This is a genomic window from Microbulbifer jejuensis (genome assembly GCF_047289955.1).
Taxonomy (GTDB): Bacteria; Pseudomonadota; Gammaproteobacteria; order Pseudomonadales; family Cellvibrionaceae; genus Microbulbifer.
In genome coordinates, this window is the sequence record NZ_JBLBUB010000011.1 from 88,518 (window position 1) to 114,999 (window position 26,482).

Genomic DNA, 26,482 nt, shown 5'->3' on the forward strand with positions numbered 1-26,482 from the left:
ATCCGGCAAAACCAAGTGGACTTGGCAGCTGCGGGGAGCGCTGGCTGCACTCAGCGGCTTATTGATCAAATTCGTCCAGCCTATGGCCCTGCATGGCGCGCTTGATTGAGGCATCCATACGCCGAGCAGCGAAAGGCTCCGACAGCGTATTCAGGGTTTCCATACGCCGGCGAATCTCTGTCGCATCGGCACCGTTATGGGCCAGGCGCAAAGCTTCCATGGCCCGTTCGAGCTGGTTGAGCTCGCGCTCTTCCAGCAGCTGGGCACCATTTTCCCGCAGGGCGGCCAGCAGGCTTTCCAGGGTGCGTTCCGCTTCTACCTGGGCCTCGCGCAGAGCGCGCAGGGCAATATCCTCAGCGGCGTGGGTGTAGGACTCCTGCAGCATACGCGCGATGACCTTGTCCTCCAGGCCGTAGGACGGTTTAACGGTAATATCCGCGCTGACACCGCTGCTTTTTTCCACGGCGGTAACCGATAGCAGGCCATCCGCATCCACCTGAAAGGTCACCCGTATATGGGCGGCGCCCGCAACCATGGGGGGAATACCCCGCAATTCGAAACGCGCCAGCGAACGGCAGTGGCTGACCAACTCACGCTCGCCCTGCACCACATGGATGGCCATGGCGGTCTGGCCATCCTTGAAGGTGGTGAACTCCTGGGCCTTGGAGACCGGGATGGTGGTATTGCGTGTAATCAGCTTCTCGGTGAGCCCGCCCATGGTCTCGATACCCAGGGACAGGGGGATAACATCCAGCAACAACAGCGCTTCGCTGGATTTATTGCCCACCAGTACATCCGCCTGCAGTGCCGCGCCAATGGCAACCACCTGGTCCGGATCAAGCGCCGCATGCGGGGGGCGATCAAAGTACTGCGCTACGCGCTCGCGCACCCGCAGGGTACGGGTTGAACCACCTACCAACACCACTTCCTGCACGGCATCCACACCGATATTGGCATCGCGCAAAGCCCGCTTACAGGCACGCAGAGTCTTGTCGATCAGTGGGTCCAGCAGCTCTGCCAGAGTGACTCGATCCAATACACCCTGCCAGTCCCCGTACCGTAGTGCTACCCGCTCGTTACTGGCCAGAGACTCTTTGGCGTGGCAGGCACAGTCCAGCAGCCTGCGCTGGGTGACGGCATCCAGGTCGGCACCCAGGCCCGCCTGTGCGGCGAGCCAGGTGGCAATGCAGCGATCAAAATCATCACCGCCCAGGGCGGTGTCACCGCCGGTGGACAGTACTTCAAAGACACCCCGGGACAGGCGCAGGATGGAAATATCAAAAGTGCCGCCGCCCAGATCGTAGACCGCGATCACGCCTTCCTCGCCCTGGTCCAGGCCATAGGCCACAGCGGCGGCAGTGGGCTCGTTGAGCAGGCGCAATACCTTGAGCCCGGCCAGTTTGGCCGCATCCTTGGTGGCCTGGCGCTGGGCGTCATCGAAGTACGCGGGTACGGTGATGACCGCGCCATCCAAACCGCCACCCTCTCCACCGCAGAGTGCCTCGCGGCCGCGCCGTGCCAATGTCTTGAGAATTTCTGCGGAAACCTGTACCGGGTTCACCGGACCGGCAGCGGTTTCGATGGCGGGCATACCGCCATCACTTCCGGCAAAATGATAGGGCAGCTGGTCGCCGAAACGCCGGATATCGTCAACACCACGTCCCATCAGGCGTTTGATCGACAGAATGGTATTGTAGGGATCCTGTACAGCGCGGGCCCGCGCCTCGGCGCCGACGGTGACCGTGTCTTTGCCATAATGGACCGCCGAGGACAGTATCACGCTATCCCCCTCAACGGCGATGGCCTCTGCCGAGCCATCACGCACCGTGGCCACCAGCGAGTTGGTGGTGCCCAGGTCGATTCCCACAGCATACTTGCGCTGATGGGGTTCGGGGCTCTGCCCCGGCTCGGAAATCTGCAGTAGTGCCATTAGTTGTCTCTTCTGTCCTCAGGAGGGCGTTATGACGGCACAACCTGTGCCAAACCCCGGGGCTTTCTGCGGGTTTGCTCAATCATCGTCAAACAGGTCTGCCTCCTGTATTTCCACCTGCGCCTGCAATTTCACCAGAAACTGCAGTTTGAGCAGAGAATCTTTGGCATCGGCCAGATTGTCCGCGGCAAACACCTCGGCAAAACGCGCCTGCTCTTCCCGATAGAGTCCACGGGCCTCATCGGCAAGCACCTCAAGGGCGGCAGCGGGGTCCGGCTGCTCGCGCACTTCCTCGAGTCTTTCGCGCAGTCGCATCTGCTGCATCAAAAATTGTGCATCGTCCGTGGTCTGCTCCGGCGGCACTTCCACACCCGCCAATTCCAGCAGGTAAGCAGCGCGCTGCACCGGTTCTCGCAATACCGTATGGGCCTCATTGATCTGGGCAGCCATTTGAACCGCCAACAGCTGTTCGCGCTCGGATTTGGAAGCGTATTTGTCCGGGTGGAATTCCCGCTGTAATGCGCGATAGCGCACCGCCAGAGCACTGCGATCGAGTTCAAACACGGGCTCCAGCCCGAATATCTCGAAATGGGTGAGGTTGGCTGCCATCTCAGGTTACCTGCCAACACCGGGGATTAACATCGGGCTGTGCTTGTGGGGTAAATAAAAAGGCCGGCGTGCACAATGCACCCGGCCTCGCTTTGGCGAGCACACATCAGACATGGAAGCTCTCGCCGCAGCCGCACGCGTTTTTGACATTGGGATTGGAAAAGGTAAAGCCCTCGTTCAGCCCTTCCTTCACGAAATCCATCTGGGTACCATCCAGGTAGATTAGGCTTTTGGGGTCCACCACCAGCAGGATGCCATCCTGATCAAACACCACATCTTCGGCTTCCGCCGAGTCGACAAATTCCAGTACATAGGCGAGACCGGAGCACCCGGCGGTTTTTACACCCACCCGAATACCGATACCTTGGCCGCGCTTGGTCAACTGACTCTGGATATGCGTCCGAGCGGACTCGGTCATGGTAATAGCCAAAACAATACCTTTACTGCTGTTGGGCACCAGGCCCGCATGCCTTAACCTGCCGCGGATTCCTCTGCGTCGCCCGCCTCAGCTGCCCCGTCGCGTTTCTCGCGGATATCGCGTACGGCAGCCTTGATCGCATCCTCCGCCAGTACCGAGCAGTGGATTTTCACCGGCGGCAGAGCCAGCTCCTCGGCGATGGCGGTATTCTTGATCCGCTCCGCCTCGTCAATGGTTTTGCCCTTCACCCATTCGGTGAGCAGGGAACTGGAAGCGATGGCGGAACCACAGCCATAAGTCTTGAATTTGGCATCTTCGATAACACCCGCATCACTCACCCGGATCTGCAAGCGCATTACATCCCCACAGGCGGGCGCGCCCACCATACCGGTGCCCACATTGTCCGCCTTATCATCCAGGCGGCCGACATTGCGGGGGTGTTCGTAGTGATCAATTACTTTATCGCTATAGGCCATGACTATTCTCCTAACTCTTGCACACGCTTAGTGGGCGGCCCATTCAATCGTATTCAGGTCTACACCATCTTTGTACATATCCCATAAAGGGGACAATTCACGCAGCTTCTCTACCGCCCTGCGCACTTCTGCGACGGCGGTGTCCACATCCTGCTGGCTGGTAAAACGGCCGAAGCTGAAACGCAGTGAACTGTGCGCCATTTCATCATTAACACCCAGTGCCCGCAGTACATAACTGGGTTCCAGGCTGGCGGAGGTACAAGCGGAACCTGAAGAGATCGCCAGGTCACGCAAAGACATGATCAGGCTCTCCCCCTCCACAAACGCGAAACTGACATTCAGGTTGCCCGGCACGCGCTGTCCGGCAGAACCGTTGATATGGACTTCCTCCATATCCTTGATCTGGTCCCAAAAGCGGTTGCGCAGGGCCATCAGGCGCGCACTCTCTTGCGCCATTTCCGCCTTGGCAATGCGGAAAGCCTCTCCCATACCGACAATCTGGTGTGTGGGTAAAGTACCGGAGCGCATACCGCGCTCATGACCACCGCCGTGTATCTGCGCTTCCAGGCGCACACGGGGTTTGCGGCGCACATACAGGGCGCCAATCCCCTTGGGACCGTAGATCTTGTGAGCAGAGAAAGACATCAGATCGACCTTCATTTCCTGCAGGTCGATGGGCAACTTGCCGGCACTCTGCGCGGCATCCACATGAAAAATCACCTTGCGCGAGCGGCACAGTTCGCCGATTGCGGCAATATCGTTAATCACGCCGATTTCATTATTGACGTGCATCAGGCTCACCAGAATAGTGTCCTCACGCAACGTTTTCTCTACCAGTTCCGGGTCGACGATACCGTCCTCGCGCGGGTTCAGGTAGGTCACCTCAAAGCCTTCACGCTCCAGCTGGCGACAGGTATCCAGAACCGCCTTGTGCTCGATCTTGGAGGTGATGATGTGCTTGCCTCGGCCCTGGTAGAAGTGGGCCGCACCTTTAATGGCCAGATTGTCTGACTCTGTGGCACCACTGGTCCAGACAATCTCGCGCGGGTCGGCATTGATCAGCTCCGCCACCTGGCGACGGGCATCTTCCACCGCCTCCTCCGCCTTCCAACCGTACAGGTGGGAGCGGGTGGCCGGATTGCCGAAGTTGCCTTCCATCGTCAGCTGCTGTGCCATTTTAGCGGCGACGCGCGGGTCCACCGGACAGGTAGCCGCATAATCCAGATAGATGGGAAGCTTCATAGTCATACCGTTTCCGCTCAATAAATCTCTTATATCCGCCCCGGCTTGCCGGGCGCTTACAGCCCGCCGAGTACGGCAATGCGCTCTTCCGGTGCTTCACGCATGTCCTGGCGACGCGCCACTTCCTGCACCTCTGCACGGGATACCAGGTTCGCCAGGCTGATGCCGCTCAGGAAGCCGTGTATCTGTTCGCTTAAATCCGACCATAGGTAATGGGTCAGGCACTGCTCCCCATTGGCGCAGTCCGCATTGCCACCACAACTGGTAGCGTCTACGGATTCGTTCACTGCATCGATAATCTGCGCCACAAAAATCTCTTCACCACCACGAGCCAGGCGGTAACCACCACCGGGCCCACGCACGCTGGAGACCAGTCCGGATTGGCGCAGGCGGGAAAACAACTGTTCCAGATAAGAGAGGGAAATACCCTGGCGCTTGGAGATATCCGCCAGGCTGATCGGCCCACGCTCGGCGTGCAAGGCCAGATCCAGCATGGCGGTGACCGCATAGCGGCCTTTGGTAGTCAAACGCATATCAGCTCCCAACTGAGGTGAAGCTCTTTACCGGTCGGGGCGAGAGTATGTAATAACCCAGCACTCTGGTCAAGTATATAACCCCCGGCTCAACTCGGGTATTGACCTAGTCGGGCCGCCCCTTTCCACCGCTGCGGTGGATGTGGTTCTGGATGGCAGTCAACATACCGCGCAGGATGCCCAGCTCCATATCGTCCGGGCGTACGCGGCTGAACAGTCTACGCAAACGGGTCATGGTCTGACGGGGGTTATCAGGATCGATAAAGCCCAACTCGCCCAGAGACTGCTGCAGATACTCGAAATACAGTGCCATATCGCTGGCTCTGGCCGGCGGGCGGTCCCAGTCCGCATAGCACAGCGCGCCCCCCCGCTCCGCTTCCAGCGCAGCGATACGTACCTCATAGGCCAGCACCTGCACCGCAGTGGCCAGGTTCAAAGAGCTGTAATGCGGATTGGCCGGGATATGTACATGGAAATTGCAGGCCTGTAGTTCCTCATTGGTCAGACCCCGGTCCTCGCGACCGAACACCAGCGCCACAGGATGGCTCGCCGCCTCCGCTATCGCGCGCGCGCCACACTGGCGCGGGGTCAACAGGGGCCAGGGGATGCGCCGCTCGCGGGCACTGGTGGCGACCACCAGGCCACAATCCGCCACCGCCTCCTCAAGCGTGTCCACCACCACGGCACTGTCGAGCATCTCTGCCGCCCCGGCTGCACGCCACACGGCGTTGGCTGCCGGAAACTCGCGTGGCGCGACCAGATAGAGCCGGCTCAAGCCCATGTTCTTCAGCGCGCGCGCGGCGCCGCCGATATTGCCAGGGTGTGCGCTGTTCACTAATACTGTGCGCACATTATCGAGTGCCTGGAGCGGCGTGGTGTCTCGGGGGAGCTTGGCCATGATTGAACGTATTGACTCGGTGTGATGGGCGCGCGAGTGTAGCAAAAGCGGACGGGAATCCCTACAATCCCGTCCGCCGCGGTCAACCTGCGGCCCGCTTTTTAACCCTTCAACCACTCGGTGCGGAATCGTTATGGAACCCATGCTAAATATTGCCCTGCGCGCGGCGCGCAAGGCCGGAGAACTGATTGAACGGGCCTGGGAGCGCGGCGACCTGATGCAATTCGAAGAGAAGACGCGCAATGATTTCGTCACCGACGTGGACAGGGCCAGTGAGCAGGAGATTATCTACCACCTGCGCAAGGCTTACCCCAAGCACAGCATCCGCGCCGAAGAGAGCGGCTTGCTGGAGGGCGCCGAGCCCGATTACGAGTGGATTATCGACCCTCTCGACGGCACCACCAACTTTATTCACAGCGTCCCTCAGTTTGCCGTCTCCATTGCCTGCCGCTACCGGGGCCGCATCGAGCACGCGGTGGTGCTGGACCCCATCAAGCGCGAGGAATTCACCGCGAGCCGCGGTCGCGGCGCTGCCCTGAACGGGCGTCGTATTCGCGTATCCCCGCGCCAGGGTATGCGCGGTGCGCTGATCGGCACCGGTCTGCCCTTCAACGGCCCGGCCCTGGACAGTATCGACGCCTACTTGTCCGCACTGAAAGAAATTGCCGGACAGACCGCCGGCATCCGCCGCCCGGGCGCGGCCGCACTGGACCTCGCCTATGTGGCGGCCGGCCGCTTTGACGGCTTTTGGGAAATGTATCTGAACACCTGGGATATCGCCGCGGGCTCCCTGCTGGTAAAAGAGGCTGGTGGCCTGATCAGTGATTTCCGCGGCGGTGAGGATTACCTGGATTCCGGCCATCTGGTCTGCGCCACACCCAAAGTGTTCAAGCCCCTGGTGCAAATCGTGGGCAGACACCTGGGCGGTGTGCGCTGATCCAATTGTGCCAGGCCGGCCCGGAAAATCACCGGGTTGACCTTCGGCAGGGCGCTCTGCTCTCTCAGTCACTCCCTCTGGGGCCGGGACACATGCCTATACAACAGGCTGCCCCGACCTCACCAATCTGTTCGCCAGCACCTTGGATAACTGTACAAAGTCAAACTGCTCCGGCAGGGTTGGATGGCTACCCCCGGATAGATCGCTTCCTACCAGCACAAAGCAAGTTGCCCTGGTCGAAATATCCTCTTCCAGAATCCGCACCAGATCGGCAGCGGACATACCCGGCACCGCAGTGTGAAACAGCAACACGTCGGGATTGAGGGTACGCGCCATAAAGATGGCTTCAACCCCATCTGTGGCGACCAGGCACTGGATTTGCGGGGCCTCCTTCAGCATTTCTTTCAGCCGGCTTGCCGCTTCTGGCCGGTTGTCCACCAGTAATAACCGGCCAGCCGGCAGCTGTCGTGGTATCTCCGGCTGAGCCGGGAGAGACATCAGGGTATCCGGGGCATCGATCATGGGAAATTCAATCCAGAAAACGGAACCCTGCCCCTCCTGGCTGTCGAAATCGATCCGCCCGCCCATGGCCTCAGTCAGGCGCTTGGCGATTGCCAGGCCCACTCCGGTGCCCTCTATATGTCCCTTCTCTTCCCCCAGCCGGTTAAACGGTTCAAATACCTCATCGCGCCGCTCCGGCGGGATGCCTTTCCCGGTATCGAGAATGCTAAGGCGCAACCAGCCCTCGGCCTGGGGGGCAAAACTGATGATGACCCGCCCATTGTCGCGGTTGTACTTCACCGCATTGCCGACCAGGTTCAGTATCACTTGCTTATAGCGTACCGGATCGGCACAGATATAAGCGGATTCCCAGCCAAGAGGCTCAAAAATAAGGCTGACGCGGCGGGTCTCTGCCAGGGGTTCGAGCAGGCGCTTACAGTCGGCCACCAGCTCCGCGGGGCGTATCGATTCCATCGATGGCCCGAGTCGCCGGCTGTCGATACGGGCCAGCTCCAGCACATCGCCGACCAGATGCAACAGGTGCTGCCCGGCGCGTCGGATTTCCCCCAGGCGCTGGCGCTGATCTGAATTAAGGCTTGCGTCCAGCTCAACCATTCGGCTGTATCCGAGGATTGCATTGAGCGGCGTGCGCAACTCATGACTCAGGCTGAAGAGAAGATCCGAGCGGCGCACATTTTCCGCTCGCTGCTGCTGCAATTCCCGCTCTACCCGGCATAGGGTTTCACGGCTGCCACTCACATCCTGAAGTGTCCCCAGCACGCGCGTCGGCTGGCCACAGTTATTCAGTTGGACCTTGCCGCGGCACCGGACCCAGGCAATGCTACCGTCGGAGCGCCATAGGCGGAATTCCACATCCAGAGGAAATCGCCCACGCACATGCTCCGACATGGCCTGCTCTACCCTGGGGAAATCCTCGGAAAGTATTCTGGCTTTCCACTGCGCCGCAGCCGAGCGGTCAATACGCCGGATGGGACTGGTCTCATAGCCGAGAATTGCCCAGCAGGCATCATCCAGGATCATTTCATCCGCATCTAAATCCCATTCCCACAAACCGTCACCGACCCCGGAAAGCGCCTGCAGTGGCTGCTCACCAGGCAGACTGTACAGAGCGCGCCGGGATACGACCGTACTGACATCGGCACAACAACCAAAAACAACTCTTTCCGCACAGTCATCCACAGTGACAGTTCGCCCCAAAAAGCGCAGCCAACGCAACTGGCCTGCGTTCTCATAGGCGCGAAAAATGATGTCAAAACAACCCTCATTACCGGCGGCCTGCTGGCGCACCTCGCGAACCCGGTCGCGCTCTTCTGTGTATACCAGGGGCAACTCGGCACCGGTCCACAGTTTGTCCAGCGCCTGCCCCTCAATCTCGGCAAACAGCAACCAGATTTCCCCCTGAGCGCGCAGGGCTCCGGTTTTCGGATGCCACTCCCACAGACCCTGCTGCGCACCGAGCAACAGGCCCTGCAAATAGGTTGCCTGCTGCGCGAGCTGGCCGCCATCGAACATATGCAGCTCATCCGGCGTTGCTAACACAAATGGAGGGCGGGGTTGATCTGGCACTGGTGACTCTGACACACGGAACTCGATTTGTTTAAATTCGCTCGTTGATAGAATTTAACCACTTATAACCAGCAGCGAATCAACGCTCTAATTATGGAGAGAGAATACCTCTTTATATTCCAAAAATTTCCCTGAATTTAAAAATATTATGCTTTATTTCAAAAAAAAGAGGAAAAAAGCCCCGCAAAGCGGGGCCAAAATCAGCTTTGATGAGAGAAAGGGAAGTCACCCGAATTTGTGATTTGCCACAGCCCCAAGAGGTCTTCCCGGAATGTGGGCCATGTACCCACCATCAAAGAAATGCAAGCCTTGTGCCATCTTTTCGGGCCGTAACCCTACGCGGTTTGCACTGAGCCCGGGGCACCACCGCAACGCAGTTACCAACAGGGAGTGCCGGTCTGATCTGTGGCGTTGGGCATTCATGGCTATGCGCAACAGGCCGGTGAAAATTTCGATAGCGCAAGCCATTTTGGACAGTGACGTCGGTATATCCAGGGAGGCAATCAAGCAGGTCACTGAAGACCGGTTTGATCGCCAGGTGAATCATCATAGTGCAGCCAACCCCAAGGGCTCCCGTTACACTGAAAAACCGCACCGCAGGATACTGATCGAATTCAGAATCCCCCGCAACCTCGAAGTCTGCTCGCTAAGAACAGTTTTGAATCAAAGATCAGCGGCAAATGTACGCATGGAAAAGTCCACCCTCTGCTCGACGCGCTTACCGAGCATTTCTGAGTCCAGACCTTCGATACAGCGCAAATGCCTGCGCAGGCCCACGCCATTGGCCACCTGTATTGCCAAACCCGGCCGGGCATTGGCTTCCAGCAAAAGCGGGCCGCGCTCGCGGTCCAGCACAATATCGCATCCCAGGTAGCCGAGACCGGTCATCTCATAGCAGCTCGCTGCAAGGTGCAAGAGATCACGCCAACCGGGCACTTCGAGTTGATCGAAAGGAAAATCTGTATCCGGGTGCCGATGAATACGCAGGCCTCGCTGCACCGCGTGGCTGCTCTTGCCTGTAGCCAGATCGATGCCCACCCCTACTGCGCCCTGGTGCAGGTTGGCTTTTCCGTCCGAGGCGTGGGTGGAACAACGCAGCATGGCCATCACGGGAAAGCCGCGAAACACAATCACGCGGATATCCGGCACACCTTCAAAGGAATAATTCTGGAAAATGGGATCGAAATCCACCAGGGCCTCTACCATCACCCGGTCCGGTTTGCCGCCGAGACTGTAGAGGCCGCTGTGAATATTGTTGACATGTCGCAGTATATCCAGCACCTCGACTTCCACACCGGAGGTTTTCCTGAATTTATCGCCATTGCGACCGGCGATAACCAGAATGCCTTTGCCGCCTGAGCCCCGTGCCGGCTTGACCACAAACTGCCACAGGGGCTCAATCACTGCCATCACCCGTTTGCGGCTGGCCGGCGTTTCAAAAGCCTTGATCAATTCCGGCACGGGAATACCGGCCTGCCCGGCTGCGCGCTTGGTATTGAGCTTATCGTCCACGGTGGGAAATTTCCTGCGGTCATTGTAGCGCGCAATATAATGGATATTGCGCGCATTCATGCCGAGAATACCCATATCGCGCAAGACCAGTGGAGAAATCACACCACCGCGCACCTTGTTGAACAGGTGTCTAAAAGTGAATTGGGGCAAGCAACCCTCCCTACTTGACCAAAGGCCGGAAACGCATCAATTCACTGAACCGGTAACCGGTGTAGTTGCCCACAACCAGTATAAAAGCCAGGAGTAACAACAGCAGCTCGGGGAAATTAAAGGTCCAGTGTTCCACATAGCGGTTGGTCATAACCCACCAGGCCAGAATCGCCACCAGCAGGCTGCCGCCCGCTTGCACAATCACCTCGTAGGGACCGTCCTCCTCCCACACGATAGACATGCGCTCGATGGTCCAGGCAAGGATAATCATCGGAAAGAAGGTCACCGTCAGCGCCTGCTCAATACCCAGTTTGTAACTGATGACACTGATAACGGCCATAATGATCACCACCGTGACCACCACGGCGGCGATCCTCGATACCAATAGCAGGTTGAGTCGGCTGAGATAAAACCGCACCCACAACCCGAGGATCAGGATCAGGGTAAAGATCGCAAGGCCCGTCAGCAGCTGGGTTTCAATAAAGGCTATCGCCAACAAAACCGGCATAAAAGTACCGGATGTGCGCAAGCCGACAAACACCCGCAGCAGTACCACAACCAGGGCGCCCACCGGCACCAGCAGGATCAGCTTGAAGATGCTCTGCTGTTCGATAGGCAGGCTGTAGATAGAAAAGTCCACCAAGGCTTCCCTGTCCCGACTGGTGCTGCGCATGGAGACATCCCGCGCGGGTACATCGTTGGCAATAACGGAAAAGGTCACCTGGGAATTGCGTCCGCCCTCCAGGTCCAGCAGGCTTTTGCCACCGCGCTGCCAGATAAAAAAATTCTCCGGCACACCGGGCATGCCAGTGGTAGGCTCAAAGACAATCCAGTGCTTGCCGTCATTCGCTTCGAGCAAATCCTCAGGCGCCAGACGCCGGCGATCATCCTCCAGGTAGAGGCCGCGGATTCGGTGGGCCGGAATGTCCGCAGTGGCGAGTATCAACAGGGCCACATCCACCAGAGCACTGTCGGCATAATGGCGGAAAATCAGGTTGCGATCCTGGTTGTCATCGTTGTTGAGTTCAATCAACAGCTGGGTAGTAAAGGATTCCACATCGGATGAGTGTTCGCGGGCCTGCTCCACCAGGGCATAAATCGCCAGGCGCACCGCCTCCTGCTCGCGCGCACCCAAAAACGGCTTCTGCACTTGCGTGCTGAGATTCAGAGGCTGCGCTAACGGGGCTCCGGGCCTCTGATAAACATCGAGCTGGTAAAACAGGGACTGGGTTCCCTCCGCTGAGCGCCGGGACCAGAGCGCCCGGTAGTCGTCGTTTTCCTGGGCAATATAAAAACCGAAACCCGAAGAACTGAAAGTTTCCCCGAGTATTTCCATATTGCGTTGCGCGCGCGGCAACGTCAGCGCGGCTTTGACCGGGCCACCTTCCGCCTCGAAACCCACTTTGGCCTCGATAGTCCAGACGGTGCGGTATTCTCCCGGCAATAGTGGAAAACCCAATTCAAAGTGCTTGTAGGCGGTCAGACCAGCGCCGATCAGCGCGAGCAATACCGCAATAAGATAAACCTGGACCCGCGGCGACATTCGCCATTCCCCGTAACTCTACGGCTCCAATCGGAACCTAACTGTCTAACCGGCCTACTTGCCCCCGGATACTCGGGGTTGACCCTGGACATAGCGCCGGCTCACATCGACAACCGCGGCATCTTTGAGGAAATTGCGTCCCAGCAGCATCAAAGTATCCGTGCCGCCCTCGTCCGTCAGGCTAACCTCCACCATGTGGGTGATATCTCCGACCGTCAGGTGCATCTCCACCACTGGTCGTCGCTGACTGGGAAAGCCAATACGCATCGCACGGATAAAGCGCTTGATGGGCAGCTCAACGCTACCGGGCTCCGTTTCGCCATCCCCTTGCGGGGGGATCAGCTGGATTCTGATCCAGTCTCGGCCGTCGCGCTCGAAGCGGGTCAGCGCCTTGGCACGCAGAGTGGAAGTCGGTGAACCGGAATCGACGATGGATTCAATAACCAGGCCGGAGGGTTCCATTGAGACATTTTCCACCGCGCCAAGCACCAACTTGTCCCTGGCAACGGGCACTTCGACTATTTTTTCAACACTTCGTTCGATTATCTTTTCGACAACCCTGGTTTCCGGCTCCATACACATCACTGGCACAGGCTCGGAACACGGCACGATCTCAGGCACCGATAGTGCCGGTGGAGCGCTCTGATGCTCCTGCCCTGGATACATCAGTGATTCACAGCCCCCCAGCAACGAGAGGGCCAACATCAACCACAGAAGGAAAAATTTCTGCATACCTAACCATTACCTCCAGCCCCGTCGGCATTCCAACTCAGCGGACGGTATGCCCGCACTATCCGATTTGGTGTACGGGGGAATGTTGTGTCCGCGCCGGGCAAAAGGCCGATATTAGCCTATGAGCGCTGCCAGTGAACAGGGATGTCCCTGAAGCCGATCAACCCAGGGGTCGCAATGTGACACACACCGAATCTTTGCGCACCACACCGGAACAGACGCACCGACAGACTTAGATACAGGGCCAGTCAAAGCGGCACCTGTAGATTTGACACCGCTTCTACAAGGTCTCAGCCGCGTTGCAGGCGCTGATCGATAGAATCCAGAATGGCCACCAGGGTCTCTGCATCGCTGTTGCCCTGGAAGAACTCCTCCGCGATAGGCGCGATACCACATTGCCGGGGCAACGGCATTGCCTGTTCGACCAGCCCTTGCATCCGGGGCAAAAAGACAAACTGCAACCATTGCGGCAAAGTCAGCGTATCCACACAGAAAGGCTCACTACTGGTCAGCGCTTCGGCCGGAGGAGATTCCACCTGCCACTGGCCCAATCGGCGCAGCTCGGTTTCCAACAACAACAGTTGACTGGCAATGTCGGAATAAATTGGTTGCATTAAGCCTGCACCTCCAAACGACCGCTGTTGGAATACCGGGTGACAATGTACCGGCAATAGCGGGCAATTGCATGTTATTCAATGCTGCGGGTAAACGGTGGCAGTGAATCGAGAATCGCCTGGCCGTAGCGCCTGGTCACTATTCGCCGGTCCAGCAGTGTCACGGTACCGCTGTCCCCCTCGGCACGCAGCAGGCGGCCGCAAGCCTGGACCAGTTTCAGGGCCGCATCCGGCACCGTGATCTGCATAAATGCATTGCCCCCTTTGGCTTCGATCCACTCTGCCAGAGCCGCCTCTATCGGATCATCGGGCACGGCAAAGGGGAGCTTGGCAATAATCACATGGCGGCAGTAATCCCCCGGGAGATCGAGGCCCTCGGCAAAACTGGCAAGGCCGAACAGCACACTGCTGCCGCCGCCGTCGATGATCTCGCGGTGGGTCACCAGCAGCTGCTGGCGGGACTTCTGCCCCTGCATCAGAATGCGGTTGCGCCAGGTACCCGGTAGCGATTCGCGAACGGTTTCCATTTGCCGGCGGGAGGAAAACAGCACCAGTGAACCACCGGAACCCTTGAGCAGCGCCGGAAGTCCCTCAATCACCGCATCGGTATGCTGGTCCGCATTGCCCGCATCTACCGCGCTGGCGGGCACCCGCAAACTGGCGCGGGAGAAATCGAAGGGGCTCGGCACCACCTGATAACTGGCCTTCTCAGGGGTGCCGGCGCGCAGGCGCAACCGATCAAATTTACCCAAGGCAGTGAGTGTGGCCGAGGTGAGCACCGCCCCATAACAGCGCTGCCACAGACTCTGCTCAAGGGCCTTTGCAGCCAGAATCGGCGAGCTGCACACTTCAAAATCTGTCGAGCCACCCCAATCCACCGGGCTTATCCAGCGCGCCTGCGGCAGGGTGCCATCGGCATCGGCGCGCGCGTAGTTGGCCCATAGCAACAGGTTGACCTCAGCGCGCCCATGCCAGCTGCCCAGTTGTGGGTACCAGCGCTCCAAATCCACGACCGGCACCGGCGAGTGGGGATCTTCCAGCATACGCTGGACAACCTGCAACATCTTGTTGAGCAGGCTCTCCAACTCATCGAAGTCCTCGCGCAACTTTTCCGCCAGTTGCATCATGGCATCGGGCACCACGCCCCCCTTGAAGCGATGCCGAATAGGGTTGCCGCGCATGTCTTCGAACACACACAACTCCTCGACCAGAGGCCACATCAACTCCAGGCCCTGCTTGGCGGAAGCGAGCGCTGCTGGCAACTGTTCGCCGCAGCGATCCAGTTCGGCGCCATCGCCAACTTCGCCGAGCATCTGCCCTAGCACCTTGTTGGTCTGATCCAGCCAACCCGTGGAAGCACCCAAGCGGCTGTGGTGGGAGAAGTGATCGAGGGCCTTGTCCGGCAGGTGGTGGGCCTCGTCGAGTACGTAAATCGCTTCTTCCGGCGGCGGCAGTATCGCGCCGCCGCCGAGGGCCAGATCCGCCAGCAGCAGGTCGTGGTTAGCGACAATCACCTGGGTCTTGCCCAGGCTCTCCCGCGCGCGGAAAAAGCTGCAATTGGTCACATGGGGGCAGCGGCGGCCGCTGCACTGGCGGTGATCTGTGGTAACCCGGCTCCAGTCCTCGGTTTTAATCGAATCCGGCCAGTTGTCGCAATCCCCATCCCAACTGCCAGACGCCAGGCCATCAGTCATTTTCTGGTAAAGTGCAACACTCTCCTCTTCGACTTGGGGCAACTCATCATCGTAAAGTCCCAGGGAGAGGCCGGTGCCACTGGCGGAAAAACTGGAGAGCAGCTGGTCCAGCTTGGACAGACACAGGTAACGACCGCGCCCCTTGGCCAGGGTAAATTCGAAATTGAGCCCGCTGTGGTGTGCAACCTCCGGCAGATCCTTGTAAATAATCTGCTCCTGCAGCGCCACCGTCGCAGTGGAGACCACCAGGGTTTTCTCCTGTGCCTGGGCCAGGGGGATAGCCGCAAGCAGGTAGGACACCGTCTTGCCGGTGCCGGTGCCGGCCTCCACCACACAAATATGCTCGCCATCGGTTTTTTCACTGTCCCGTTCGCCACTGGCAGTTTGGATAATACCGCCGAGCGTGCGGGCAATGGCCGCCACCATCAGCTTCTGCCCATAGCGGGCCTTGTGCCCACGGCCGGACAGGAACTGGCTGTAGGCCTCTTGGATGGCGCTTTTGTGTTTATCGCTGAGCACGGGGAATGGTATCTATTCACTAAGTAAGTGGGCAGGGGGCGCTATTATCCACTAACTACCCCCACCTCACCAGCAATCACTCAAATGCCAGGCGCGAAACCACCGGATTCGCATAGGCCTGAATCGCCTGGTCGCGCCAGCGCTTGTCGATCTTCTGCATTCGCGCCTCAAACGCCTCCCGCATCCCTGTATGCGCCTGCGGTTCCCAGGGCCTGGGAGGATAGCCTACTGGCAATCCCGATACCGAACCGTAAATATGCTCGTAGGCAATCAGGTTGGTGGGGTGCAGGGTGTAATTGCCCACGATCTGCCGATCGATCTCCTCGGCCAGGCTGTTCACATCGTCGAAATCCCCTTCGATCGGGGTGCCGAAGGCGGTGTGCACATGCCCTTTGTGGCCGACAACACCTTTGGCAATAGAAGCCAGGTCCTCATTTTTGGCCTTTTTGTACTCATCCTTATGCTCTGTGATATAGAGCTCTTTAGCTTTCTGGCCATCACAGGGGTCCCACTCATAGGAAATGGACAGCGGCACGATATGCAATTTTCTCCAGAAGTCGGCGAAAGGCGTGTCCCGATCCTTGGTCATGGCAAACATGGCCACGAGCGCCGGGTTGGTGCGGTCCAATCCATCTTTGGCGCGCCCGGCGCGCTGCGCAATCCACACATGCTCGTTGTCGTTCACGATAGAGTGATAGATGTAGTTGGACAGTTTGGTCGCCGCCGCCAGTTTTTGGCGACGACTGCCCGAGCTGCGCTGTACCGTAAAGCTCTTATTGAGCTTCATAATGTCAGAGGCAAACTGCTTGGTCAGCAGGTTATCACCGATCGCGATGCGGGAGGTCTCGTGTCCCTCCTTGAACATGGCCACTATGGCAAACGCGGGGTCCATGGCGATATCCCGATGGTTGCTCACAAATAAACAGGCGCGATCGCGGGGAAGCCTGTCCAGCCCGGAAATACTCAAGCCGGCAGTGGTGCGGTTGACGATTTTATCGATGTACTTCTCGACGATTTCCTGCACTCCGCGCACATCGTCAACATTGCGGAACTCAAAGCGCAGGAACTGGCGCACCAGCCAGGCCAGCGGGCCTTCCAGTCGCGCCAGTTTGGGGACGAGAAAGTGCGCAACGGTGTGGGACATATCCGGATCGGCGATCAACCTGTCCAGTACGGCACGCACTTCATCGTCACGATAGGGGCGCATATCCTCGAATTGAGCGGGGTCTAACTCACTTGCTCTCATGAAATCACTACCTGCCCGACCTGCCTACGGGGTCCTGGCTCATTATGTCTTGCGGCCAAGGAATGGCCGGGATTAGAGGTTGGCGCAGAACATACCGGAAGCATCGCCGAACTGCTAGCGCCACAACTGACCCGGTGCCTGATCGGTGTGATATTTCCCCGGGTTCATGGGCCGGCCAAGGGGGTTCTCTTCCGCCCAATGCCATTCAAAGTAGACTTCACCGCCCCAAGCCGTAAAAATAGGGGGGTCAACCGTCATCGACGGTGAAAACAACGATAACGATTACGGCACCAGCCTCGCAGTCAAGCAGGAGTACACCTTGTCTCAAGCCAGCCCCAATTCCGAGCCGCGCACACCCAGCCTGCTGGATGCATTGATCCCCCTGGGGGCCCTGATCTCCCTCTTGTCCCTCTCCGTTTACTTTTACGGCGCCGACTCCTCCTACGGACCCAATCAGATCGCCCTGCTGCTGTGCGCCGGTGTTGTCGCCCTGATGGGCATGAAAAACGGTCACAGTTGGAGTGACATGGAAGGGGGCATGCTGCACGGCATCGGTCTGGTATTCGGCGCAATCCTGATTCTACTGGCCGTGGGTGCCCTGATCGGCAGCTGGATTCTTGCCGGCACCGTACCCTCCATGATTTATTTCGGTGTGCAGATACTCTCACCCCAGTGGTTCTACGCCGCCAGCTGTATTATCTGCGCAGTGGTTGGTCTCAGCATCGGCTCCAGCTGGACCACCGCCGGCACCCTCGGGGTTGCCTTGATGGGGATCGCCGGGGCGCTCGGCCTGTCTCCCGAGGTCACCGCCGGAGCGGTTATCTCCGGCGCCTACTTCGGCGACAAGATGTCGCCGCTGTCCGACACCACCAACGTCGCCGCGGCGGTTACCTCCAACGACCTGTTCCGGCATATCCGCCATATGATGTCCACCACCATCCCGGCATTTGTGATTGCCCTTGCGGTGTTCGCCTTTATCGGCTTGACCGCCAGGGCTGGCAACGCTTCCGCCACTGATATCGAGCAACTGCTGGCCGCTTTGGGGGCCGAATTCAATATTTCCCCCGTCAGCCTGTTGCCGCTGGTGCTGTTACTGGCCATGGCCTGGCGCAAGGTACCCGCCTACCCGACGTTGATAATCGGCGCCCTGGTGGGTTGCGCCATCGCGTTGATTTTCGAGCCGGAAAGTGCCCGCCGTTTGGGTGGCGGCGAAGGTGCCCTGGCCTCCCTGAAAGGCGTCTGGTATAGCCTGTTCGATGGTTATAAATCCACCTCCAGCAACGAAAACGTGGCGGACCTGCTGTCCAAGGGCGGCATGAGCAGCATGCTCAATACCGTGTGGCTGATCATTTCCGCTATGGCCTTTGGCGGCGCCATGGAACGCGCCGGATTCCTGCAGGTATTGATCAACTGGACGCTGTCACACGTAAAAACCCTGGGCGGTCTGGTAACCGCCACCGTGCTGACCTGCTTTGGTATGAATGCCGCTGCCGGTGACCAGTATATGGCGATCATTATCCCCGGCCGCATGTTCCGCGACGCCTTTGCCGAGAAGGGGCTGCACGGGCTGAACCTGTCGCGCACCCTGGAGGACTCCGGCACCATCACCTCAGTGCTGATCCCCTGGAATACCTGTGGGGCTTATATGGCCGCCACACTGGGCATCGCTACCCTCGACTATCTGCCCTATGCCCTTTTTAACATCATCTGCCCGTTGCTGGCGATCGCCTACGGCTGGCTGCACTTCAAGCAGATGCCGATCTCCATCACGGCCAGCGCCTCCTGAACAATGCGCAGTCATTACCCGTGAAAGCCGGGGGTACTCTCACCGCCCTGATTGAAGGGGCCGGCTTCAAATTGCACTGGTTCGACCTGGGTCGGCGCCTGCAGGCATTGCCCGGCCCCGTAGCCGAGGCTTTTGAGGCGGGACAGACAAGCTGGCCCTACCCCTACCTGCGCCAGGCCTGGACCGGCCTGTTACTGCAACCGGCAGAGGGTGGTGAAGCCGTCGTCTGGTTTCTGCGTTTCCCTCTGGATGAACAGGGAAAGCTGCAACTCGCGGTGCGGGACAATCTGTTACACGCACTGGCACAAGGACTAAAGTGCGGCATGCGTTGCGAAGCAGGGCAACAGTTGGACCAGGTGCTAAAACACAGCGGGCTCTTATACACCCCCTCCATGGAGCGCCGGGCAGCGTTTCACGCCCGCACGGGGATGCTGTTAAAAAGACCGGCAAGCGCACACTACGAGCCGGTCCTCGACTACATCCGCAAACCAGATACCCACCGCTGGGACACGCTGGCACTACAGGGGATTGCCGATTTGGCGGTGCGCTGGAAGACAGAAAAAGCGTTGCTGTTGCCCCAGATAAGCCGGATCGCGCCCCCGGTATTTATCCACCTCTGTGCGTGCCTTGAAAATGAAATGATTGATCAGCCACTGGCGGAAACCGTCAAGGCCCGCGCTGAATCCATCCTGCACAGCGACACCACCCCGGACGTCGCCATGATTTGCGCCGCCGTACGCGCCTGTTCCCACTCGCCGGCAAAAGGATTGCGGCACGCATTTCTATTGAAACTGCTGCAATACCCCAGCACCGCTCAAAATGTTCAGCTGCTTACCACCCTTGGCAGCTGCTGTACAACAGACCTGGAAAACCCGGAGTTGGCCAGACTCTGGTTAAACGCACTGGCACACACGGAAGATCAGGGGGCCTTCAACCGGTTGCTTTCAGACTTGCTGTTTGTTCCGCAGGTGCGGGCATCTTTACTGATGGTATTGCGCGATCCGGGGCGAATTGAAATTCTGGCGCAGGCATTTGGCCGTTTTCTGCACGGACCCACCCTCCCTTAAAATGATCGAGGGTTTTCTATGCCCCTGCCGCAAACCCGCATATCCACGTGCCGTCCAGGGGCACACTGCACCTGGCACGCTGTCGACACCTCCGGCAAAACCAATACTATGACCTTCTATCGAGTATCCGCTCGCCGCTCAATGGCCCTTCGAGCCCAATCCGTTATTAATCCCACAACCGAATCGACACGCCTTTTGAATTTTCCTGGCAAGTTGAAATTGACAAAAATTACCAATAGTTTACCAAAAGAAAAAAATCCCGTCATCACTGGGGAAAAATAAAATTCGACGACAAAAAAAGAGAAAAACCCGGTTTTTTCAGCACCAAAACACAATAAACTGGCACGGCTTTTTTCCAGACTTTGCCCCTGGCAGTTATTTAAACCCTGCGCCTATTACACTTCATCAGACGGTATCTTTGTAGAGCATTTTACAAAGCTGACTAACAGATGACGTTTTATTGGCTATGCTAATGGCTAACATCAACGGAAAGGAGTTAGGGGATGAATTTCACTCCAGCCAAGTACTTAATCGGAATTATCAGTGCACTGGTTCTGGCAGGTTGCTGTAGCCCACCGGCACCTCCAGCTTACTGCCCACCGGGCGCTGAACAAATTCCTCTTTCAATGGCCTGCCCCGCAGATGCTGACTGCTGGATGGCTTCAGACAGAGTACGCTGCATGAAAGTGGTGAAGTAAAATCACTTTCAAGCAGAACCAGTGTGGTGATTCATACTAAATACGGGTTTGGTCAAAGCGGGGCCTTCTGGTACACGGCCCCCTGAAGCACTATTTAGTATGAATCACCGCCAAATGCCGCTTTCACAAGCGGCATTTGTCTTTTGATCAGACCACTCTTATTATCCCGGCAAGCAAACAGGCTGTCGGGTTAATGCGATACAGGGCGTCACCGCAGGCTGGTATGGGTTTTGAAATACAAACGACTTCTCACAGTGGCGTGAATATTTCAAAACAACAATCGCGGATACCCTCTTCTGTAATATACTCTAGCCCCTCAGGCCCTGTCCCGACGCAGGTAATGCGTTAGTATTGCTGCCCCTTTTTAAGACACAGCCCCTAAGGTTTTTGCAGGCTTGATACCCGCGATAAGAAACTGCTGACAAAAGAGTTGACCATCCATTGCCATGACAAGTGAAACCCTGGCGCCAAGTCGCGCCACAGACATTCGACAGTTGCGATCCCATTTTGAACAACACAAGTGGTCCCTGCGCAAACTTTTCTCCACCGACCCACAGCGCGCTGCGCACTTTAGCCTGGAAGCTGCCGGGATCTACCTGGACTACAGTAAAAACCATCTGCGCGGGGATACCCTGCAACTCCTGTTGGATTACGCCGAAGGCCGGAATTTAAGCGATCAAATCGCCGCGCTGCTCAATGGAGCCACTGTCAACAATACCGAGCATCGTCCGGCCCTGCACACCGCACTGCGTTTCCAGGGGCAAGCGCAAACCGAACACGAGCACGCCGTGGAGGATTGCCGCATACAGATGCAACAGTTCTCCGAGAGCATCCATCAGCAAACCTGGCTGGGTTTTAGCGGCAAGCCCATTCGCCATATTGTCAATATCGGCATCGGCGGCTCCGATCTCGGCCCACGCATGGTAGTGGAGGCGCTGCACCCCTGGCACAAAGCGCATATCCAGGTACACTTTGTGGCGAATATTGACGGTGCCGACCTGGGCGACACCCTCAAGGACCTGAAGCCACAAGAAACCCTGTTTATTGTGGCCTCAAAGTCTTTCTCCACCTTGGAAACCCGCGAGAATGCCCTGTCCGCGCGCCGCTGGGTTCTGGCCGCTGGCTGCACCGAAAGGCAACTCGCCCAGCACTTTGTTGCAGTGAGCAGTAATGTCGTCGCAGCCCAGGATTTCGGCATCGCGCCCGAGAATATTTTTCCCATGTGGAGCTGGGTAGGCGGGCGCTATTCGCTCTGGTCTGCGATCGGACTGCCGATCGTCTTGGCCTGCGGTTACGGGGTCTTCGAGCAGTTACTGCAGGGCGCGCATGCAATGGACCAGCACTTTGCCAGCACGCCACTGAAACGCAATCTGCCCGTAATCATGGCACTTATCCAGTTCTGGTACCGCCAGTGCTGGAACACTGGCAGCCAGGTGGTGCTTCCCTATGCACAGCGACTGGCCAGGTTCCCCGCCTGGCTGCAGCAACTGGACATGGAAAGCCTGGGTAAAAGTGTGGATAGAAACGGGCAGGCTCTGGACTACCCCAGCGGGAGCGTTATCTGGGGCACAGAGGGCAGTAACGGTCAGCACTCCTTCCACCAGTTGCTGCACCAGGGTACCGATCTGATCCCCGCAGATTTTATTGCCATCAAGACACCAACCTCGAAATTGCACGAACAGCACCGCTGGCTACTGGCCTGTTGTATCAGCCAAAGCCAGGCCCTGTTGCAGGGGAAATCCCTGCACCAGGCCCGTCAGGAACTGGAGGATGCCGGTTATACCCACCGTGAGGCCCACGCCCTTGCGCCCCACAAGGTGATTCCGGGCAACCGCCCCAGCAACACCCTGATTCTGGAAAAGCTGGACCCGCACCACCTGGGGGCCCTGTTGGCGCTTTACGAACACAAGGTCTATGTGGGCGGCTGCCTGCTGGGTATCAATCCCTTTGATCAATGGGGGGTGGAACTGGGCAAACAACTGAGCTCAAACATCCACAGGGCCGCCAGTTGCACAGTGCCGGAGGACTGGGACAGTTCGACCCGCAGCCTGTTGGAAAAACTGTTGTAAGCGCTTTTATCGGCTCGGAAGATACAAAAAAGCCGTATGCTGAATACGGCTTTTTTGATCCAACCTTTGCTGCCCTAAACTGCCCACTGCGTTTTAGCCTGGGGCTTTGGGGCCAATGACTCCCTGGGTTAAAGTTGCCTGTTTAGCGCACTAATTGCTGGGCTCTCTGCCGCGTTTCAAAAGCGGTTCAATCAGATCCAGAGGCAGCGGGAATACCAGTGTGGAGCTGTTGTTCGCCCCGGCAATATCGATCATGGTCTGCATATAGCGCAGGGTAATCGCGTTGGCATTCTTTGACAGCTGATCGGCCGCTTCCGTGAGTTTCAGCGCGGCCTGGGCCTCCCCTTCCGCATGGATTACCTTGGCCCGCCGCGCGCGCTCGGCCTCCGCCTGCTGAGCTATCGCGCGCACCATGCTTTCATCGAGATCAATATGCTTGATCTCCACATTGGTGACCTTGACCCCCCAGGCATCTGTCTGCTCATCCAGGATATTTTGTACATCCACATTGAGCTTGTCCCGTTCGGACAACATTTCATCCAGTTCGTGTTTACCCAGCACCGAGCGCAGGGTTGTCTGGGACAGCTGGCTTACCGCTTCGTGATAGTACTCCACATTGATGATGGCAGACTGCGGGTTGATCACCCGATAGTAAACCACCGCATTCACTTTTACCGAGACGTTATCGCGACTGATCACATCCTGGGTGGGCACATCCATGACCACAGTGCGCAAATCCACCCGCTCCATGGTCTGGATAATGGGGATAATAATGATCAGACCCGGCCCCTTGACCGTTTGGAAACGACCGAGAAAAAACACCACTGCCCGTTCATACTCGCGCAAAATACGAATGGCATACATCAATAGCAGTACCACTGCCAATGCCAGCAGCCCAACAAAATAGCTGACCATTTTATATCTCCCTATGCTTTCTCATCGAATTCTTTGTACACAAAAGGACGGGGCCGCAACTGTGCAACCGTCTATCAAACCGGCGCCCCACCAACGATCCGATTGCCAATCTTGTAGGAGGGCATACCCTCCGGATTTTAACGACAAAAAATTTCCTAACCCGCTTCCACAGTCAGCAGTAAACCCTGTTGGGCGATAACACGCACCTGCTGCCCCGGCTTCAGGGTATCTTCACTCTTTGCCCGCCAAATTTCTCCATCCAGATGCACGAGTATTTCCGATGGCAGCACATCACTGACAACGGCTGTGCGCCCAACCAATGCCTGATCCACGGGAACCCGCGGTGTGCGCAGACTCCTGCGCACCGCCATTAAAAAAGTCAGCAGAAAGAGTCCACTCACGCCGGCAATGGCACCGATCAGCTTACGGGACACCTGCATACCCGGTACATCGGTGTCGATTAACATGACAGAACCAATCACCAACGCAATAACCCCACCTATACCCAGGGCGCCAAAACTCGGCATAAAGAGCTCCGCCACGATCAGCAGAGCCCCGACAATAATCAATGCCAGGCCGGCGTAGTTCACCGGCAAAACCTGCAGGGCGTAAAATGCCAACAACAAGCAGATGACCCCGACAATGCCCGGCACAAAGGCACCGGGACTGTAGCCCTCAAAAATCAGGCCATAGATGCCGATCAACAGCAGGATATAGGCCACCTGTGGATTGGTAATCAGCGCCAGCAACTCGTTGCGCCAGTCCGGCTCGTAGTTTTCAATGGGCAGCTCGGCCACTTCAGGGGAGATCGTCTCCTCTCCGGCATCGAGCAGTACTGTTCGCCCCGCAATCTGCTGCAACAAATCCTGGTCGTTCTTGGCCACAATATCGATCACATGCATTTCCAGTGCCTCAGGGGCAGTCAGGGTCGCCGCCTCGCGCACCGCTTTCTCCGCCCAGTCGGCGTTGCGCCCGTGGCGCTGCGCCAGTCCCCGGATAAAGGCGACGGAATCATTGATCACCTTGCGTTCCATGGCAGTACCGGCGAGCGGCTTCTCCCCCTTGTCACCTTCACTGTCTTTGTCGCTATCCCGCTCCTTTTCTTTCTCCTGTTGCTTTTCAGGCTCTCCGGGTTTCCCCCCCGGAGTGGGTGTTCCCGGAGGCCCACCAATCTGTACCGGCGTTGCAGCCCCCAGGGTTGTGGCCGGGGCCATCGCCGCGATTTGACTGGCATAGAGAATATAGGTACCGGCGCTGGCGGCGCGCGCGCCGGAGGGGTACACATAGATGGCGACCGGGATTGGAGAGGAGAGGATATGCTGGATAATATCGCGGGATGCGGCATCCAGGCCGCCGGGCGTATCGATATGCACAAGAATAAGTTGCGCGCCACGCGCCTGTGCTTCCTCCGTCGCGCGTGTAAAGTAATCGGTGGTGGCGGGGCCGATAGCGCCGTCGATGGACATAAGGGCAATATGGGGAAAAGGCTCTTCCTGAGCGGCACTTCCCGCAGCCAATAGGGCCAGACACAGCGTCAGGGTGGCGACACTGCGCAAAAGTACCGCAGGCGAAATCTGATGCAACATGCAGCTTTCCCTGATGCGATTGCGAAGGCGACGCGGCCGCAACAGGCAACGCCGGCACGGAAGGGCTGCGCTTTGCCCCCCTGCCACAACAGAGGCCAAAATCCGTTTAAGTTAAGCCCATGTCATCAGATTAACAGAAATAAACGATAGAATCCGGAAACAAATCCGGTTACGGCAATACCGGGTTGCGGCGGCTGTGCCAGCGCACTTCGTGGGCGTATTGGTGTACCTTGCCCTCCACCCCCAGAAGCAATGCAAACAGCGCCATGCGCACCAACAGGCCGTTATCCGTCTGACGAAAAATGGCCAGGCTCGGATGCTCGTTCAGATCGGTATCCAACTCATTCGCCTCGGCGCGGGAATCCCGCGGCAGGGGGTGCATAATGACCGTGTTGGGCTGCGCGAAGCGGGTGAAAATTTCCCGGTTCAGGCGGAAGCGGCCGCGGTAGAGGTTGGCCTCTGCCTGAGAGGCGAAACGCTCCTCCTGAATACGGGTGGAATAAACGATATTCACATCCGCAATGGAAGTCTCCAACTGGTCTGTCACCGTCACCCGATGGCCTGCAGCATGCAATTTTTCCACCACCGCTTCCGGCATCGCCAGCTCCGGCGGCGACACCAGCACCACCCGCACCTTGCCAAACAGACACAACAGCTTGCACAGGGAGTGCACGGTGCGGCCGTGCTTGAGATCGCCGATCATGGCGATTCGGAAATCGTCCAGGGTGCGGGTCTGTGCAGCCAGCTCTTTGCGGATGGTATAGAGATCCAGCAGTGCCTGGGTCGGGTGTTCATTGGCACCGTCGCCACCGTTGACCACCGGCACGCGGCTCGCAGCGGCAAACTCCGCCACAGAGCCCGCTTGCGGATGGCGCATGCAGATCACATCGCTATAACCGGACAGCACCCGCGCCGTATCGTACAGGGATTCCCCCTTGGCCATGGCACTGGCGGTAATGCCCACGGTTTCACGCACGGTACCGCCGAGCAGGTTAAAGGCAGCGCCGAAGCTGAGCCGGGTGCGGGTGCTCGGCTCCATAAACATATTGCCGAGGATTGCCCCCTCCAATACCCGGGTCACTTTCTCGCGGCGGGCGTAAGGGGTCATGGCGTCGGCCACATCGAACACGCGCTCTATATCGGCACGCTCGAACTGGCTGACGGAGAGAATATTGGCTCCGATAAAGTCCATGATGACTCCGAGGGTTGCGCCTTGTGGG

21 protein-coding genes are annotated in these 26,482 nt (G+C 58.1%); 4 read left to right on the forward strand and 17 right to left on the reverse strand.

The window, feature by feature from the left end; genetic code table 11:
• Nucleotides 1-58 precede the first annotated feature (58 nt).
• The 7 genes from hscA to trmJ all read right to left on the reverse strand — a co-directional run bounded on the left by hscA (nucleotide 59) and on the right by trmJ (nucleotide 6,106).
• On the reverse strand, nucleotides 59-1,930 hold the full coding sequence (gene hscA, locus ACL7TT_RS08930; protein ID WP_413394816.1) for a Fe-S protein assembly chaperone HscA: 1,872 nt from the start codon (nucleotides 1,928-1,930) through the stop codon (nucleotides 59-61).
• Between the two features lie 78 nt (nucleotides 1,931-2,008).
• Entirely contained in the window at nucleotides 2,009-2,539 is a 531-nt protein-coding gene (gene hscB, locus ACL7TT_RS08935) for a Fe-S protein assembly co-chaperone HscB (RefSeq protein ID WP_413394818.1), read from the reverse strand.
• 106 nt (nucleotides 2,540-2,645) lie between these two features.
• On the reverse strand, nucleotides 2,646-2,957 hold the full coding sequence (gene iscA / locus ACL7TT_RS08940) for an iron-sulfur cluster assembly protein IscA (protein ID WP_459564490.1): 312 nt from the start codon (nucleotides 2,955-2,957) through the stop codon (nucleotides 2,646-2,648).
• Nucleotides 2,958-3,010: 53 nt separating this feature from the next.
• Nucleotides 3,011-3,433 carry a Fe-S cluster assembly scaffold IscU gene (gene iscU, locus ACL7TT_RS08945; RefSeq protein WP_299942954.1) on the reverse strand — a complete coding sequence of 141 codons (423 nt, stop codon included), beginning with the start codon at nucleotides 3,431-3,433 and terminating at the stop codon, nucleotides 3,011-3,013.
• Nucleotides 3,434-3,460: 27 nt separating this feature from the next.
• The gene (locus tag ACL7TT_RS08950; protein WP_413394866.1) at nucleotides 3,461-4,675 is read right to left on the reverse strand and encodes an IscS subfamily cysteine desulfurase; all 1,215 of its coding nucleotides are present in this window, start codon (nucleotides 4,673-4,675) and stop codon (nucleotides 3,461-3,463) included.
• A gap of 56 nt (nucleotides 4,676-4,731) precedes the next feature.
• Entirely contained in the window at nucleotides 4,732-5,208 is a 477-nt protein-coding gene (iscR, locus tag ACL7TT_RS08955; protein ID WP_299942952.1) for a Fe-S cluster assembly transcriptional regulator IscR, read from the reverse strand.
• A 106-nt stretch (nucleotides 5,209-5,314) separates the two neighbouring features.
• On the reverse strand, nucleotides 5,315-6,106 hold the full coding sequence (trmJ, locus tag ACL7TT_RS08960) for a tRNA (cytosine(32)/uridine(32)-2'-O)-methyltransferase TrmJ (RefSeq protein ID WP_413394820.1): 792 nt from the start codon (nucleotides 6,104-6,106) through the stop codon (nucleotides 5,315-5,317).
• Nucleotides 6,107-6,239: 133 nt separating this feature from the next.
• Here trmJ and ACL7TT_RS08965 point away from each other — a divergent pair, with 133 nt between their 5' ends.
• Nucleotides 6,240-7,043, forward strand: coding sequence for an inositol monophosphatase family protein (locus ACL7TT_RS08965; protein WP_299942948.1), 804 nt, complete (start codon nucleotides 6,240-6,242; stop codon nucleotides 7,041-7,043).
• A gap of 96 nt (nucleotides 7,044-7,139) precedes the next feature.
• Here the strand turns inward: ACL7TT_RS08965 and ACL7TT_RS08970 are convergent, their stop codons facing one another.
• The 7 genes from ACL7TT_RS08970 to ACL7TT_RS09000 all read right to left on the reverse strand — a co-directional run bounded on the left by ACL7TT_RS08970 (nucleotide 7,140) and on the right by ACL7TT_RS09000 (nucleotide 17,141).
• Nucleotides 7,140-9,131 carry an ATP-binding response regulator gene (locus ACL7TT_RS08970; RefSeq protein WP_413394821.1) on the reverse strand — a complete coding sequence of 664 codons (1,992 nt, stop codon included), beginning with the start codon at nucleotides 9,129-9,131 and terminating at the stop codon, nucleotides 7,140-7,142.
• A 663-nt stretch (nucleotides 9,132-9,794) separates the two neighbouring features.
• Nucleotides 9,795-10,793, reverse strand: a complete 999-nt coding sequence (locus ACL7TT_RS08975) for an alpha-L-glutamate ligase-like protein (RefSeq protein ID WP_413394823.1) — start codon at nucleotides 10,791-10,793, stop codon at nucleotides 9,795-9,797.
• A gap of 10 nt (nucleotides 10,794-10,803) precedes the next feature.
• The gene (locus tag ACL7TT_RS08980) at nucleotides 10,804-12,336 is read right to left on the reverse strand and encodes an inactive transglutaminase family protein (protein ID WP_413394825.1); all 1,533 of its coding nucleotides are present in this window, start codon (nucleotides 12,334-12,336) and stop codon (nucleotides 10,804-10,806) included.
• Nucleotides 12,337-12,390: 54 nt separating this feature from the next.
• A complete protein-coding gene (locus tag ACL7TT_RS08985; RefSeq protein ID WP_413394827.1) occupies nucleotides 12,391-13,068 on the reverse strand; it encodes an ATP-dependent zinc protease family protein in 678 nt (225 codons plus the stop codon).
• 290 nt (nucleotides 13,069-13,358) lie between these two features.
• On the reverse strand, nucleotides 13,359-13,682 hold the full coding sequence (locus ACL7TT_RS08990; RefSeq protein WP_413394829.1) for a YqcC family protein: 324 nt from the start codon (nucleotides 13,680-13,682) through the stop codon (nucleotides 13,359-13,361).
• A 74-nt stretch (nucleotides 13,683-13,756) separates the two neighbouring features.
• Nucleotides 13,757-15,895, reverse strand: coding sequence for an ATP-dependent DNA helicase DinG (gene dinG, locus ACL7TT_RS08995; RefSeq protein WP_413394830.1), 2,139 nt, complete (start codon nucleotides 15,893-15,895; stop codon nucleotides 13,757-13,759).
• 76 nt (nucleotides 15,896-15,971) lie between these two features.
• On the reverse strand, nucleotides 15,972-17,141 hold the full coding sequence (locus ACL7TT_RS09000; RefSeq protein ID WP_299942934.1) for a 1-acyl-sn-glycerol-3-phosphate acyltransferase: 1,170 nt from the start codon (nucleotides 17,139-17,141) through the stop codon (nucleotides 15,972-15,974).
• 319 nt (nucleotides 17,142-17,460) lie between these two features.
• Between ACL7TT_RS09000 and nhaC the strand changes: the two genes are divergently transcribed.
• From nhaC to pgi, 3 genes are all read left to right on the forward strand, one after another.
• Nucleotides 17,461-18,927, forward strand: coding sequence for a Na+/H+ antiporter NhaC (gene nhaC, locus ACL7TT_RS09005; RefSeq protein WP_299942932.1), 1,467 nt, complete (start codon nucleotides 17,461-17,463; stop codon nucleotides 18,925-18,927).
• A 20-nt stretch (nucleotides 18,928-18,947) separates the two neighbouring features.
• Entirely contained in the window at nucleotides 18,948-19,994 is a 1,047-nt protein-coding gene (locus tag ACL7TT_RS09010; RefSeq protein ID WP_413394831.1) for a DUF3549 family protein, read from the forward strand.
• Between the two features lie 1,144 nt (nucleotides 19,995-21,138).
• Nucleotides 21,139-22,761 carry a glucose-6-phosphate isomerase gene (pgi, locus tag ACL7TT_RS09015; RefSeq protein WP_413394832.1) on the forward strand — a complete coding sequence of 541 codons (1,623 nt, stop codon included), beginning with the start codon at nucleotides 21,139-21,141 and terminating at the stop codon, nucleotides 22,759-22,761.
• Nucleotides 22,762-22,911: 150 nt separating this feature from the next.
• Here the strand turns inward: pgi and ACL7TT_RS09020 are convergent, their stop codons facing one another.
• The 3 genes from ACL7TT_RS09020 to ACL7TT_RS09030 form a co-directional block, all read right to left on the reverse strand.
• Nucleotides 22,912-23,676, reverse strand: coding sequence for a slipin family protein (locus ACL7TT_RS09020; RefSeq protein ID WP_299948110.1), 765 nt, complete (start codon nucleotides 23,674-23,676; stop codon nucleotides 22,912-22,914).
• 155 nt (nucleotides 23,677-23,831) lie between these two features.
• Complete coding sequence (locus ACL7TT_RS09025; RefSeq protein ID WP_413394833.1) at nucleotides 23,832-25,262, reverse strand: NfeD family protein; 1,431 nt, start codon at nucleotides 25,260-25,262, stop codon at nucleotides 23,832-23,834.
• Between the two features lie 169 nt (nucleotides 25,263-25,431).
• A complete protein-coding gene (locus ACL7TT_RS09030; protein ID WP_299948114.1) occupies nucleotides 25,432-26,454 on the reverse strand; it encodes an aspartate carbamoyltransferase in 1,023 nt (340 codons plus the stop codon).
• Between the last annotated feature and the right edge of the window lie 28 nt (nucleotides 26,455-26,482).

Bases quoted from the DNA above. Each gene is read 5' to 3' on its own strand.
- ACL7TT_RS09025 (WP_413394833.1), bottom strand. From the start codon at position 25,262: ATGTTGCATCAGATTTCGCCTGCGGTACTTTTGCGCAGTGTCGCCACC.
- iscA (WP_459564490.1), bottom strand. From the start codon at position 2,957: ATGACCGAGTCCGCTCGGACGCATATCCAGAGTCAGTTGACCAAGCGC.
- iscR (WP_299942952.1), bottom strand. From the start codon at position 5,208: ATGCGTTTGACTACCAAAGGCCGCTATGCGGTCACCGCCATGCTGGAT.
- ACL7TT_RS09030 (WP_299948114.1), bottom strand. From the start codon at position 26,454: ATGGACTTTATCGGAGCCAATATTCTCTCCGTCAGCCAGTTCGAGCGT.
- ACL7TT_RS09020 (WP_299948110.1), bottom strand. From the start codon at position 23,676: ATGGTCAGCTATTTTGTTGGGCTGCTGGCATTGGCAGTGGTACTGCTA.
- trmJ (WP_413394820.1), bottom strand. From the start codon at position 6,106: ATGGCCAAGCTCCCCCGAGACACCACGCCGCTCCAGGCACTCGATAAT.
- hscA (WP_413394816.1), bottom strand. From the start codon at position 1,930: ATGGCACTACTGCAGATTTCCGAGCCGGGGCAGAGCCCCGAACCCCAT.
- ACL7TT_RS08990 (WP_413394829.1), bottom strand. From the start codon at position 13,682: ATGCAACCAATTTATTCCGACATTGCCAGTCAACTGTTGTTGTTGGAA.
- ACL7TT_RS08950 (WP_413394866.1), bottom strand. From the start codon at position 4,675: ATGAAGCTTCCCATCTATCTGGATTATGCGGCTACCTGTCCGGTGGAC.
- iscU (WP_299942954.1), bottom strand. From the start codon at position 3,433: ATGGCCTATAGCGATAAAGTAATTGATCACTACGAACACCCCCGCAAT.
- ACL7TT_RS08980 (WP_413394825.1), bottom strand. From the start codon at position 12,336: ATGTCGCCGCGGGTCCAGGTTTATCTTATTGCGGTATTGCTCGCGCTG.
- ACL7TT_RS09000 (WP_299942934.1), bottom strand. From the start codon at position 17,141: ATGAGAGCAAGTGAGTTAGACCCCGCTCAATTCGAGGATATGCGCCCC.
- pgi (WP_413394832.1), top strand. From the start codon at position 21,139: ATGACAAGTGAAACCCTGGCGCCAAGTCGCGCCACAGACATTCGACAG.
- ACL7TT_RS08965 (WP_299942948.1), top strand. From the start codon at position 6,240: ATGGAACCCATGCTAAATATTGCCCTGCGCGCGGCGCGCAAGGCCGGA.
- hscB (WP_413394818.1), bottom strand. From the start codon at position 2,539: ATGGCAGCCAACCTCACCCATTTCGAGATATTCGGGCTGGAGCCCGTG.
- ACL7TT_RS08985 (WP_413394827.1), bottom strand. From the start codon at position 13,068: ATGCAGAAATTTTTCCTTCTGTGGTTGATGTTGGCCCTCTCGTTGCTG.